10 protein-coding genes are annotated in these 12964 nt (G+C 71.1%); 6 read left to right on the top strand and 4 right to left on the bottom strand.

The window, feature by feature from the left end; translation table 11 throughout:
• Window positions 1-163 precede the first annotated feature (163 nt).
• Window positions 164-2011 carry a hypothetical protein gene (locus VIM26_RS18700; RefSeq protein ID WP_331954019.1) on the top strand — a complete coding sequence of 616 codons (1848 nt, stop codon included), beginning with the start codon at window positions 164-166 and terminating at the stop codon, window positions 2009-2011.
• A gap of 71 nt (window positions 2012-2082) precedes the next feature.
• Here the strand turns inward: VIM26_RS18700 and VIM26_RS18695 are convergent, their stop codons facing one another.
• Window positions 2083-3927: a S8 family serine peptidase gene (locus VIM26_RS18695; protein WP_331954017.1), complete on the bottom strand. Its 1845-nt coding sequence runs from the start codon at window positions 3925-3927 to the stop codon at window positions 2083-2085.
• 158 nt (window positions 3928-4085) lie between these two features.
• On the bottom strand, window positions 4086-5321 hold the full coding sequence (locus VIM26_RS18690) for a multidrug effflux MFS transporter (protein WP_331954015.1): 1236 nt from the start codon (window positions 5319-5321) through the stop codon (window positions 4086-4088).
• A 91-nt stretch (window positions 5322-5412) separates the two neighbouring features.
• Here VIM26_RS18690 and VIM26_RS18685 point away from each other — a divergent pair, with 91 nt between their 5' ends.
• Window positions 5413-6165 carry an SOS response-associated peptidase gene (locus VIM26_RS18685; protein ID WP_331954013.1) on the top strand — a complete coding sequence of 251 codons (753 nt, stop codon included), beginning with the start codon at window positions 5413-5415 and terminating at the stop codon, window positions 6163-6165.
• A gap of 30 nt (window positions 6166-6195) precedes the next feature.
• Here the strand turns inward: VIM26_RS18685 and VIM26_RS18680 are convergent, their stop codons facing one another.
• Window positions 6196-7302: an adenylate/guanylate cyclase domain-containing protein gene (locus tag VIM26_RS18680; protein ID WP_331954010.1), complete on the bottom strand. Its 1107-nt coding sequence runs from the start codon at window positions 7300-7302 to the stop codon at window positions 6196-6198.
• Between the two features lie 95 nt (window positions 7303-7397).
• Window positions 7398-8276: a biotin--[acetyl-CoA-carboxylase] ligase gene (locus VIM26_RS18675; RefSeq protein WP_331954008.1), complete on the bottom strand. Its 879-nt coding sequence runs from the start codon at window positions 8274-8276 to the stop codon at window positions 7398-7400.
• Between the two features lie 451 nt (window positions 8277-8727).
• Here VIM26_RS18675 and VIM26_RS18670 point away from each other — a divergent pair, with 451 nt between their 5' ends.
• From VIM26_RS18670 to VIM26_RS18655, 4 genes are read left to right on the top strand one after another with little or no spacing between them, the layout of a single operon-like run.
• A complete protein-coding gene (locus VIM26_RS18670) occupies window positions 8728-10326 on the top strand; it encodes an acyl-CoA carboxylase subunit beta (RefSeq protein ID WP_331954006.1) in 1599 nt (532 codons plus the stop codon).
• Window positions 10323-10892 (top strand): hypothetical protein, encoded by a 570-nt coding sequence (locus VIM26_RS18665; protein WP_331954004.1) that lies wholly within the window; start codon window positions 10323-10325, stop codon window positions 10890-10892. Before VIM26_RS18670 ends, VIM26_RS18665 begins: the two co-directional genes overlap by 4 nt.
• Window positions 10889-11155, top strand: coding sequence for an acyl-CoA carboxylase epsilon subunit (locus VIM26_RS18660; protein WP_331954002.1), 267 nt, complete (start codon window positions 10889-10891; stop codon window positions 11153-11155). The genes VIM26_RS18665 and VIM26_RS18660 overlap by 4 nt, the downstream gene beginning before the upstream one ends.
• A gap of 42 nt (window positions 11156-11197) precedes the next feature.
• Window positions 11198-12949 carry a DUF885 domain-containing protein gene (locus tag VIM26_RS18655; protein ID WP_331954001.1) on the top strand — a complete coding sequence of 584 codons (1752 nt, stop codon included), beginning with the start codon at window positions 11198-11200 and terminating at the stop codon, window positions 12947-12949.
• Window positions 12950-12964: the final 15 nt, after the last annotated feature.

Here is a 12964-nt window from a genome sequence, read left to right as displayed (position 1 = left end):
TCTCAACGCCGCGGAGCCCGCCAAGGGGCGCGCGCACGACCAGACTGACGGGGCAAAGGCGACATACCGGTCGCCGTGGCCCTGGCTGTGGGGGAAACATCACATGATTGAGCGATCGCACGGATCGAAACTTCGCAGACTGCGGCGCACGGCGCTGCTGGGGGTGACCGCGCTCGTCGCGGCGATGGCCCCGCTTCTCGTCGGGACAGCGGCCGACGCCACGCAGGTCACGGGCGGGACGTTCACGACCACCAATCCGGGCGTGGACAATGTCGTAGACACTAGTGATAAGTGCCTGAACGGCAATGAGCTCGTCAACTGTAACTTGTACACAGGCAAAGATTTCGTCTGGCTCACTGGCGGGCCGGATGCCGCGTCGCTGGGCAACGGAACGTACTTCTTCGCCGTCCTCGACCCGGGCGGTCAGGCGAACCCGAACGATGGCTCACTGAAGAATTTGTCCGATGGGGCCAACGGGGACTATCAAACCCGGACCTTCACGATCACGGATGGCGCGATCTCCTACACCGGCAGCCACGACTTCAGCGACAACAAGATCCGGTTGGCGCCATATGACGACACGTCCAACCAGGGCGGCGTCTACATCATGGCGCTGTGCAAGCTCGACGACTCCAACACGTACCCGGTCAACGCGGACAGCTGCAAGTACGACGCGTTCAAGGTGCGCAGCGGCAGCGGTGGCGGTGGCGGTGGCGGTGGCAACGCGAGCAACCCGACGATCACGAAGAGCGCCACCGGCGCCTACGACACGAAGTGGACCTGGGGCATCACGAAGAGTGTCGACAAGACGCTGGTAAAGCAGGCCGGCGGTTCTCTTGCGACTTTCAACTACACCGCGTCGGTCACCCACGACCCGGGCACGAACAGCGGGGTCACGGTCACGGGCACCATCAAGGTCGTCAACCCGAACTTCGACGACTCCTTGCACATCGTCCCGTTCACGGTGAGCTCGGTCACCGACCAACTCTCCCCCTCCGACGGCACGAACTGCACCGTCGACACGTCGGGCGGTCTGACCCTCACCTCCTTCAACACCCTGTACCCGTACTCCTGCACCCTGACGGCACTGCCCACCGTGGATCTCAACAACACCGCCACGGTGACCTGGGCCGGCGGCACTCTGTCCGACGGCGAGGTCGTCACGGCGGGCTTGGACTCCTTCATCTTCTCGAAGATCCACTTCACCCAGACCAAGATTGATGACTCGGTCGATGTGACCGACGTCTTCAACGGGGGAACGGGCACGACGATCGGGACGGTCACCCAGGCCGACTCCAGCCCGAAGCTCCTCACGTACAGCCAGGACATCCCGGTGCCCTACGGCTGCCATTCCTATGACAACACCGCGACGTTCACCACCAATACGACCGGGGCGACCGGCTCCAACTCGAAGACGGTCACGGCTTGCGGTCCGACCGGTGCGCTGACAATTGGGTTCTGGCAGAACAAGAACGGCCAGTCCATCATCACCAGCGGCGCGCACAGTACTCTCAACGTCTGTAACTCAGGCACCTGGCTACGCAACTACGCGCCGTTCCAGGACCTGTCGGCAACAGCTACCTGCGCACAGGTGGGGATGTACGTGACCAACGTGATCAAGGCGGCGAACGCCTCGGGCGCCGCCATGAACGCCATGCTCAAGGCGCAGATGCTCGCCACGGCACTGGACGTGTACTTCAGTGACCCCACCCTCAGCGGCAACAAGATCAATGCACCCGTCTCGATCGGGACGGTCAGCATCGACCTCACGAAGATCTGCAAGATGATCGACGGAACGGGCGGCACGGCGACGTGCGGCGGGGTCTACCAGAACGCCAGCGCCGCCTTCGGAGGGGCGACGAGCAAGACGGTCAGCCAGATCCTGACCTACGCGGCCAGCCAGTCCAACGCCGGCGGCTTGGCGGCCTGGTACGGGCAGGTCAAGGCGACCCAGGAGCTCGCCAAGAACACGTTCGATGCCATCAACAACCAGGTCACCTTCACCCCATAGGAGCGCAGCGACCTGATCAGCACACGACAGCGGGTTCCCGTCGGGGCCCGCTGTCCTGTCGCGTCACGTCCTCAGGCCGGCGTGGTGATTGTCAGCGTGAACGACGTCCGGCAAGTACCCGAGACCGTGTAGGTGTACGTACCGGCGCTCGTGCCCGCATCCTCGAGCAGCAGGCTCGGCGCACTCACCTGGGCGATGAGGCCTCCTCCGGCGTCACGGAGGACGAGGGCGAGCGAGCCGCACTTCTTGGCGAACGACAGCTCGGCGTGGGTCGCACCAGTCCCCAGCGACAGGGGGTACGCCGCCGATATCACCTTGCCGCCGAGGTTGCCGGTGAACGTCCTGGTGCTCGTCGTCGGCGGTGGTGGCGGCGGTGGCGGGGCGGCGACGACGACGGCCGAGGGCGACGAGACGGCCGTCGTGGAGCCGCCGGAGTTGCTCGCCGTCACGGCGGCACGAAGCGTGGAGCCGACGTCGGCGGTGGTGACCGGGTACGACCCCGTCACCGCCGCGACGATCGCCGCGCAGCCGGCACCGAGGGTGTCGCACCGCTGCCACTGGAAGCCGTACGACGTCGCGCCGCCCGACCACGTGCCGGTCGAGGCGGTCACCGTCTGCCCGTCCTGCGCGGTGCCGGAGAGCATCGGCAGGGCGCTGTTGCTCGGTGCGGCAACCGGAACCGGCACCGCGGCGACAGCCTGGAGCGCAGTGAAGGCATTGACCCGGCCGTGGGCCAGCACCTTGGTGTCGTTCAGGGGGTCGGTCGTGCCGAGGATCGCGTTCTCGATCGCTGTGCCCGTCGCGTCCGGGTTCGCGGAGAAGAGGAGTCCCGCGATGCCGGCAACCACCGGGCTCGCCATCGAGGTCCCACCGACCGGACCGAAGTCGCCGTTGGGAAGCGTCGTGGTGTTCGCGCCCGGAGCCGCGACCTGCACCCACGAGCCGTAGCTGGAGTAGGCGGCAAGGGCGTCGACCTGGTCCGTCGCGGCGACTCCGATCACCCCGGCTGTCGCGGCGGGGTACATCGGCGTGCTGGTCCCCGCGTTGCCGGCTGCCGCCACCACCACGGCACCCTTCGCGCGCGCCGACGCGACCGCGTTGGCGAGGGTCGTCGAGGAGCTTGTCCCCGCCATGGAGATGTTGATGACCTTGGCGCCATGGTCCGCCGCCCAGGTCACGCCGGCGGAGACGTCACTCCAGGTGGCAGTCGAGGTCGTGGTGACCTTGACGGGCATGATCTTGCAGGTCCAGCAGTAGCCGGCGACGCCGATCCCGTTGTTGGTCGCCGCTGCCGCGACCCCCGCGACCTCCGTGCCGTGCCCGTTGCTGTCCTGCGTGTCGGGCGTGCCGGTGAGGACGTTCCAGCCCGGCACCATCTTCCCGGCGAAGTCGGCCAGGGTTCCCACCACCCCGCCGTCGATCACCGCGATCACGACGCTCGAGCTGCCCGTCGTGATGTCCCACGCCTTGGGCGCCTGCGTCATGCGCATGCTCCACTGCCCGCCATTCACACCGTCCGGCGCGGGATAATACGGGTCGTTCGGTGTCAGGTCGCTCTGGTGCAGCACGCCGTCCAGCTCGGCGTACCGGGTCTTGCCGGACGCGATGAATCCGCGAACCACGCGCTCCTCGGTACCGGCAGCCACGCGCAGCACCTGGACGTCGGGGTCGTCGAGACGGCTCAGCCGGGTCGCACCGAGAGCGTGCTCGACGGCCTGCTCCTGCGTACCGCTCACTTCGTCCCGGTACTGCACGAGCACCCGACCGGGCGCGTGTTCCATGGCCGGGCCGCTCGCTGCAGGCGCACCGCCGACGTCGGGCGTCGCCGAGGCGGGCGCAGCACCGAGCAGCGCGAAGCAACCTGAGGTGACCGCCGCGACCAGGGCTCGGGTGATCACTGTGCGAAATGCGGGCACGGCAGGCCTCCTGCGCTGAAGACTGGGTTATCGCAGGAATCGGCCGGTGGCGAGCGGTTCTTACGTCCACCGCCGGAATGCTCGGGCGGCTCACCCGTATGGACGCATGGCCTCGCCGCCGACGCACGAACCGCGGCGCGCCGGCGTCGTCGTCGGAGCTACAGCCGGGGCCAGCCGCCGCGGCGATACGCGGGAGTGCCCAGGGCGAGCACCAGCAGGGCCGTCGCCGCACTGGCGACCATGACGAGGGTCATCGCGCGTGCATCACCGCCGAACACCCCGACGAGCGGGCTGACCAGGCCCGCGACGCCCGCTTGCAGGCACCCGATGAAGGCCGCCGCCGTACCGGCCATCGCGCCGTGCCGGCTCAGCGCGATCGCGGACGCGTTCGGCGGGATGAAGTGCACCAGGCCGAGGGTCACCCACAGCACGCCGAGCAGCCCGAACAGGCCGCCGGCACCGGTGAGGGCGACGACGAGCAGGACCAGCGACATGGCGAGCAGCATCGGCAGCGCGACCCGCAGGATCCGGATCGGCGCGATCCGGCGCACCAGGGCCGCGTTGACCTGCGCGCCGGTCACCAGCGCGACGCCGTTCGTGGCGAACAGGAGCGCGAACTGGTTCGCGGACAGCCCGTACGTCTCGCGCAGCACGAACGGCGAGCCGACCACGTAGCTCATCAGCAGCGCCATCCCGAGCCCGGGCAGCACCGCCACCGAGACGAAATGGCGGTCCCGCAGCAGGATCCCGTAGCCCTGCAGCGCCGGGCGCAGGCCCGCCTCGCGGCGCCGTTCGGGCGGCAGCGTCTCGGGCAGCCGCTTCCACACCACGAGCCACAGCCCGACCCCGAACACCGCGAGCGCGACGAAGACCGAGCGCCACCCCCACTGCCCCGCGATGAGCCCGCCGACCGTCGGCGCGAACAGCGGCGCGACCCCGATCACGAGCATCAGCCGCGAGAGCAGGCGCGAGGCGTCCGAGCCGACGAAGCGGTCCCGGATCACCGCGATCGCGACCACGGTCGCCGCCGCGTTGAAGAAGCCCTGCACGACCCGCAGCGCGATGAGGATCTCGATGCCCGGCGCGATCGAGCACAGCAGCGAGATCACGATGTGCAGCGCGATGCCGGCGAGCACGGGCCCCCGTCGCCCGAGCCGGTCGGAGAGCGGGCCGACGACGAGCTGCCCGAACGCCCCGCCCACCAGGACGCCGGTGAGGGTGAGCTGGACCGCCGTCGTCGTCGTGCCGAGATCGCGCGCGACGTCGGGCAGGGACGGCAGGTAGATGTCGTTGGTGACCGCGGGCAGCGCGCACATCAGTCCGAGGAGGAGGACGTACTTGCCGTTGGGTCGGTAGGCGGGAGGGTCGTGGGCTGGTGGTCCGCCGGTGCTCATCGGCGTCTATTCTCCCACCGCGTCCCCGCGGCTGGGCGCGAACCGGTCGGGCACTGGGCGCGCGGCATCGGCGTGCGGCACGCTGGGGGGCATGTGCGGGCGCTACGCCTCCTTCCGCGAGGCCCAGGACCTGGCGGACGAGTTCGCCCTGACAACGATCGCCGACGACGTCCTGGAGCTGCCGCCGTCGTGGAACGTCGCGCCGACGGACCCGGTGCGGATCGTCGTCGAGCGGCCCGAGCGCCTGTCGGACGGGTCCCAAGGCGCGATCGAGCGCACGCTGCGCAGCGCCCGCTGGGGCCTGGTGCCGTCGTGGGCGAAGAGCCCCGCCATCGGCAACAAGATGATCAACGCGCGCTCGGAGACCCTGCTCACCAAGCCGGCCTTCCGGCGCGCGTTCGCGGCCCGGCGCGCGCTGCTGCCCGCCGACGGCTACTACGAGTGGCAGCCACCCGAACCGGGGTCGCCGTCGAAGGTCAAGCAGCCGTTCTACATCCACGCGGCCGACGGCGCGTCGCTCGCGATGGCGGGCCTGTACGAGTTCTGGAAGGACCCGACCAAGGCCGACGACGACCCGACCCGCTGGCTGGTGAGCGCCACGGTGATCACCACGACGGCGGTCGACGAGATGGGCCACGTGCACGACCGCCAGCCGGTCATCCTGCTGCCCGAGAACTGGGACAGCTGGCTAAACCCCGCCGTCGACGCCGAGGCCGCCGCCGCGCTCCTGACGACCCCCCTCCCCCGCCTGAACCTCACCCCCGTAAGCACCGCCGTCAACAAGGTCGCCACCAACAACCCCGACCTCATCCGCGAGATCCAACCTCCGCCGAGAGTGGAGTAACCGCCCTGGGAATGCCCTTTCCGGGGGCGGTTACTCCGCTCTCGGCGAGGCTGGGCTGAGGAGGTAGGGGGTGATGGTGCCCAGGCCGGCCAGCTCGCGGGGTTCCTGGGGCTCCAGGCGGTAGCGCGGGTCGGCGGCCAGCAGGGCGGCGGTGACCTCGTCGGTCAGGACCGTGCTGGGCTCCGCGATATCGGTCAGGCGGGCGGCCACGTTCACCGACGCGCCGAACACGTCACCGAAGCGCGAGAGCACCCGGCCCTGGACGAAGCCGACCCGCACCGGCGTCTCGCCGCGGGCCGCCTCGGCGAGGCCGGCCGCCTGCAACGCGGCCTCGGCGTCGAGCTCGGCGCCGAGGGTCTGCGCCAGCCCGAGCGCGACCCGGGCACCCGTCACGACGTCGTCGGCGATGAACAGCACCGCGTCGCCGATCGTCTTGACCACCCGGCCGCCGGCCGCGGTCACCACGTCCCGGGCGGCGGTCTCGAACCGGTGCACGAGGGCGGACAGGTCGTTCGGCCCGAGCTCGGCGGTGCGCCGCGTGAACGAGACCATGTCGGCGAAGCCGACGGCGCGCGCGAGCGGCAGCTCGGTCGGGTCCGGCTTCTGCGAGGCGTGCGCGTCGCCGAACTCCACGGCCATCCGGCCCGCGTAGGAGACCAGGTGCCGGCGCCAGGAGTGCACGAGCTGGGCTTCGAGCATCGGCCCGATCTCCGCGAGGTTGTCCAGCACGACCAGTCGCGCGCTGGTGTCGTCCAGGGCGTACCGGGCGGCGGTGTCCTCCACGAGCGCCTCGACCTGCCAGAGCACGAGCCGCTCGGAGGTGTGCCCGAGCGCGCGGGTCAAGGTGGTGGCGGTGTGCCGCTCCATCGCGCCGGAGACGACCAGCGCGGAGATGCGCGCGAGCGCCGCGACGTCGTCCTCGGTGAACACCGGCGCGTCCGGATCCGCCTGCGGCAGGCCGAGCGTCGCCCAGAACAGGCGCGCGTCCTCGAGCCCGACCCCGGGACCGGACCGAGCCGCGAGGTCCCGCAGCGTGAGCGTGCGGTTCCCGCCGAGCAGCGCGGCGTCGAGCCGGTCGACGGTCGAGTCGATCGCGGAGGACTCCCGGTCGGCATCTGCGGCGATGGGATCTGGCACGGGGCCCAGGCTAGTTCTCTTTGCTGGTCCTCTTGGCTAATTCTCCACGCTGACGTCCGAGCGTTGACGTCCTCTCGGACGTCAACGCTCGGACGTCACGGGCTGTTCGTGGCCCGTACGTGCAGCACGTCGCCGGCGAGCACCGTGTGCTCCACGCCCGCATCGTCGGCCACCACGAGCGCGCCGTCTGGCCCGATCCGCCGCGCGAGCCCGAGCAGCTCGACGCCGCCCGGCAGCGTGACGCGTACCCGCAGGCCGATCGTCGCGCAGACCGCCGCGACCTCGGCGGCCAGTCCCGCGGCGACCGCGTCTCCCCCCGCCGCCCGCCAGCGCTCGTGCAGCTCGGCGAAGGCGCCGACGACGGCGACCAGCAGCTCCTCCCGGTCCACCCCCGGCGCGCCGGCGATCGCCAGCGAGATCGCGCTCGGCACGGGCAGCTCGTCGGGGGTCTGCGACACGTTCACGCCGATGCCGACGACGACGGCCGGGCCGGCCGGGGTCGTGACCAGCTCGGAGAGGATGCCGCCGACCTTGCGCTGGGCGCCCCACCCCTCGAGCACGTTCGCGTCGTCCGCGTCGACGAGCAGGTCGTTCGGCCACTTCAGGCTCGCCTGCACGCCGGTTGTCGCGCGCACCGCGCGGACCGCCCCGAGCCCCGCCAGCAGCGGCAGCCAACCCAGCGACGTGAGCATCGCCGGCTCGGGCCACAGCGAGATCGACAGGATCAGGGCCGCGCGCGGCGGCACCTGCCAGTCGCGCCCGGACCGGCCGCGGCCCTGGTCCTGCTGGTCGGCGGCGAGCAGGCTCAGCCCACCCCACGCGCCGGGCTCGGCGACCAGGGCGGCCGACAGGTCGGTGTTCGTCGAGCCCACCTGCGGGACCACCTCGACCCGCGACAGCGGACCGGCCGGGGAAACCAGCCGCTCGCGCACCACAGAACCCCGCAACCCGCTCCGCTCCACCAGCTCGCTCATCCCCCCATCATCGCCATCCGGGGCGCCCGGGGTCGCGCGTTTGGTCCGATCCGAACCCGGTAGTTCATCTTCGATACCCCGACGACCGTCGCGAGTGGGCGATTCTGGCTGGTGAAATGTCGTCGAGACGCCGACCTCGCGGGTAGCAGCCGACCACGCGGGTAGCCGGGGACTTCGCCGCCGGGCCGGCCTTCACGCCGGCAGCTGGGCGGGCTCTGTGCAGCGCTCTGTGCAGCCAGAGTGCAGTGAATGAAGCGTTTTGGTGCACTTTCGCTGCACAGAGCGATGCACTGAGCCGCCGGGAGCCCGTCGAAATCGCCTGTTCAGCAACCAATCTCGCGCACTCGCGTGCGTCGAGTCGGCAGTTTCGGCCGTGCCCCGTGCGCGAGGCGACCGACCCGCGGGAGGGTGCGCGTGGGACTGGACGCTTCGTCCGTCTAGTCTCGGGCGGGTGACCGACGCATCTAGCCTCATTTCCACCGGCACCGCAGCCAAGCTGGCCGACCTGCGCGACCGACTCCACACCGCGACCGTTGCGCCCGAGGCTCCGGCAGCCGCCAAACAGCACGCGCGCGGCAAGAAGACGGCCCGCGAGCGAATCGAGGGCCTGCTCGACGAGGACTCGTTCGTCGAGCTGGACGCCTTCGCGCGGCACCGCTCCACCAACTTCGGGCTCGACAAGAAGCGGATCCCGGGCGACGGAGTCATCACCGGCCACGGCACGATCGACGGCCGACAGGTGTGCATCTACTCCCAGGACTTTACGGTCTTCGGCGGATCGCTCGGCGAGGTGCACGGGCAGAAGATCACCAAGGTCATGGACCTCGCGCTGCGCACCGGCGTGCCGCTGATCGGCATCTCCGACGGCGGTGGCGCCCGGATCCAGGAGGGCGTGGCGGCCCTGACCCAGTTCGCGGAGATCTTCCGCCGCAACGTCGCCGCGTCGGGCGTGATCCCGCAGATCTCGCTGATCCTCGGCCCGAGCGCCGGCGGGGCGGTCTACTCCCCCGCGCTGACCGACTTCATCGTGATGGCGGACGGCACCTCGAACATGTTCATCACCGGCCCGGACGTGATCCGCGCGGTGACCGGTGAGGACGTCGGCCTGGAGGAGCTCGGCGGCGCGCACACGCACAACGAGCGCTCCGGCGTCGCGCACTACATGGCCACCGACGAGGACGACGCGCTCGACTACGTGAAGTCGCTGCTCAGCTACCTCCCCGCGAACAACCTCTCCGACCCGCCCGTCTTCGCCGCGCCCGACGTGCCGCTCGCCGTCACGGACCTCGACCTCGAGCTGGACACCCTCGTCCCGGACTCGGACAACCAGCCGTACGACATGCGGACCGTCGTCGAGCACGTGCTCGACGAGGGCGTGCTGCTCGAGGTCCAGCCGCTCTACGCGCGCAACGTGCTGATCGGGTTCGGGCACGTCGAGGGCCACCCGGTCGGCATCGTCGCGAACCAGCCGCAGCACATGGCAGGCACCCTGGACATCAACGCCGCCGAGAAGGCCGCCCGCTTCGTGCGCACGTGCGACGCGTTCAACCTGCCCGTCCTGACGTTCGTCGACGTGCCCGGGTTCCTGCCCGGGACCGACCAGGAGTGGAACGGGATCATCCGGCGCGGCGCGAAGCTCATCTACGCCTACGCCGAGGCGACCGTGCCGCTGGTCACCGTCATCACCCGCAAGGCCTACGGCGGCGCGTACATCGTGATGGGTTCCAAGCAGCTGGGCGCGGACGTGAACCTCGCCTGGCCGACGGCGCAGATCGCCGTGATGGGCGCGGGCGGTGCGGTGAACATCCTGCAGCGCGGGGCGATGAAGAAGGTGGCCGACGCCGGCGGCGACGTCGAGGCCGAGCGCACCCGCCTCACCGAGGAGTACGAGGAGGCCATCGTCAACCCGTGGGACGCGGCCGACCGCGGCTACGTGGACGCGGTGATCGAGCCGTCGGCGACCCGCGTGCAGATCATCCGCGCGCTGCGGGCCCTGCGCACCAAGCGCGCGAGCCTGCCGCCCAAGAAGCATGGGAACATCCCACTGTGAGCGAGCAAGGACACGACGCCTCGGGCCCGGCGCACGCCGACCAACCGCTCGGGCCGGTCGACGCCGCCCCGCTGCACGCCGCCGTCGACGCCCTCGCCGCGGCGCTGCACGAGTACACCGGCACGGTCGTCGGGGTGCGCGCCGAGTTCGGCTCCAAGGAGGCCGACGACGACCCGCGCGTACTGGCCCTCGAGGCGCGCGTCGGCGAGCTCAATGCGAGCCTGTACGACCTGGTGCACTCGACCCTGGGGATGCACTCCGACCTCACCTCGATGGTGTGGGAGGCCGGCCGTCACGATCACGAGCAGGTCGACCCGGACGCGGCCCCGGTGCCCGAGACCGCTGAGGTGTTCCACCTCGGTTTCGTCGTCGGGCCGCCGGCCGGCACGACCGATGTCACGATGGACTCGGTGCTGGACCTGCTCGACCAGGGCGGCGAGGACCTCGTGGTGCGGCTCGTCGACGCCGGCTTCGACGTGGTGGAGTGGGCGACCTCGCGCGGGGAGCCCGCCGACTTCAAGGGTTTCGGCGACGAGGACGACGACGACGAGGAGGAGGACTCGTGAGCGATGAGGTGACGAGCCCGCTCGAAGTGATCTCGATCGAGCCCGCACACGTCCAGGTCGTGCGCGGCGCGCCCGACGACGACGAGCTCGCCGCCCTGGTCGCGGGCCTCGCCGCGGCGGCGGGCGGCGGCGCGACGGACGCCGCACCCGCGCCCGCGCTGAGTGCCTGGACGGACCGGTCGCGCGCCCTGCGCCACGGGGCGGGGCCGCACACCCCGGCCGCGCCCGGCCCGGACACCTGGCGCTGGAGCCTGCGCGCCTGACTTCGCCGCGCGCCGACCCCGCGCGCGGATAAGGTCCGGACCATGACGTCTCCCACCCCGTCGCTGCCCGCCCGCGCACCGAGCCCGATCGACGAGATCGCGGAGCGCTACGTCGATCGCATCGCCGTGCTGGACCCGCTCGCGGCCACCGCCATGGGGATCGACGGCCACGACCACGAGATGACCGACTTCTCGCCCGCGGGGCTGGCGGGGCTCGCCGACGCCGCCCGGGCGGTGCTCGTCGAGCTCGACGCGCAGGACCCGGTGGACGGGGTCGATGAGGTCACCCGCGCCGCGATGCGCGAACGGATCGGCGTCGACCTCGAGCTCGACGCCGCGGGCGAGTGGCTCGGCAACCTCAACAACATCGCCTCCCCGGTGCAGGGGCTGCGGGACGTGTTCGACATGATGCCCACGGACAGCATCGAGGCGTGGGAGAACATCGCCGCGCGCCTGAACGCCCTCCCCGACGCCATGGCGGGATACCTCGCCTCGCTGCGCGAGGGCGTGGCCCGCGGTCGCGTCGCGGCGATCCGCCAGGTCAACGAGGCCGCCGCGCAGGCCGACGGGCTCGCCGAGCCGTCGTCGTCGTTCTTCACCTCGTTCATCACGGGCGAGGCGGTCGACGCCGTCCTGGACGACTCGGCGTCGTGCTCGCTGGTGCGCAAGGAGCTCGAGTTCGGTGCGCAGGCCGCCCGGAGCGCGTACGCGGAGCTCGCGCGGTTCCTGCGCTCCGAGCTCGCGCCGCACGCGCCGGTGGCCGACGCCGCCGGCCGGGAGCGGTACGCGCTGTGGTCGCGCTACTTCCTCGGTGCGAGCGTCGACCTGGAGGAGACGTACGCCTGGGGGCTCGAGGAGCTCGCGCGCGTCGTCGCCGAGCAGGAGGCGGTCGCGCGCCAGGTCCTCGGCCCCGACGCACCGGACGGCGGGGACCTCGTGGAGCGTGCGGTCGCGGCCCTCGACGCCGACCCGGCGCGGACCCTGCACGGCACCGAGGCGTTGCGCGAGTGGATGCAGGCGACGTCCGACGCCGCCATCGCGGCCCTGAACGGTGTGCACTTCGACATCCCGGAACCCGCGCTGCGGCTCGAGTGCCGGATCGCCCCGACCCAGCAGGGCGGCATCTACTACACACCGCCCAGCGACGACTTCTCCCGCCCGGGACGCATGTGGTGGTCGGTGCCGCCCGGCGTGACCGAGTTCAACACCTGGCGCGAGAAGACGACCGTGTTCCACGAGGGCGTGCCCGGCCACCACCTGCAGTGCGCCCAGTCGGTGTACTCCCGCCGCACCCTGAACCGCTGGCGGCGCCTGGCGTGCTGGGTGTCCGGGCACGGTGAGGGCTGGGCGCTGTACGCCGAGCGCCTGATGGGCGACCTCGGGTTCCTCGACGACCCGGCCGATCGGCTCGGGATGCTCGACGGGCAGCGGATGCGCGCGGCGCGGGTCGTGCTCGACATCGGCGTCCACCTCGGGCTCGCGGCGCCCGAGCGCTGGGGCGGCGGCACCTGGGACGCCGACAAGGCGTGGGTTTTCCTGCGGGCGAACGTCAACATGCCCGAGGCGTTCGTGCGGTTCGAGCTGAACCGCTACCTCGGCTGGCCGGGTCAGGCGCCGTCGTACAAGATCGGTCAGCGGCTCTGGGAGCAGACCCGCGACGAGACGGCGGCCACCGCGCAAGCCCGCGGCGAGGAGTTCGACCTGCGCGCCTTCCACTCCCGTGCCCTGAACCTCGGCTCGGTAGGCCTGGACGTCATGCGCCAAGCCCTCCTCCAACCCCACCAACCCCTCTAGCCCCCACCCACCCAC

This window comes from Pengzhenrongella sp. (assembly GCF_036565025.1).
Taxonomy (GTDB): domain Bacteria; phylum Actinomycetota; class Actinomycetes; order Actinomycetales; family Cellulomonadaceae; genus Pengzhenrongella.
Note: the sequence above shows the minus strand (reverse complement) of the source record. Positions and strands in the feature narration are given on the sequence as shown.

Excerpts from the sequence above, each read along its gene's own strand:
- VIM26_RS18690 (WP_331954015.1), bottom strand. The coding sequence starts at position 5,321 with ATGAGCACCGGCGGACCACCAGCCCACGACCCTCCCGCCTACCGACCC.
- VIM26_RS18685 (WP_331954013.1), top strand. The coding sequence starts at position 5,413 with ATGTGCGGGCGCTACGCCTCCTTCCGCGAGGCCCAGGACCTGGCGGAC.
- VIM26_RS18675 (WP_331954008.1), bottom strand. The coding sequence starts at position 8,276 with ATGAGCGAGCTGGTGGAGCGGAGCGGGTTGCGGGGTTCTGTGGTGCGC.
- VIM26_RS18655 (WP_331954001.1), top strand. The coding sequence starts at position 11,198 with ATGACGTCTCCCACCCCGTCGCTGCCCGCCCGCGCACCGAGCCCGATC.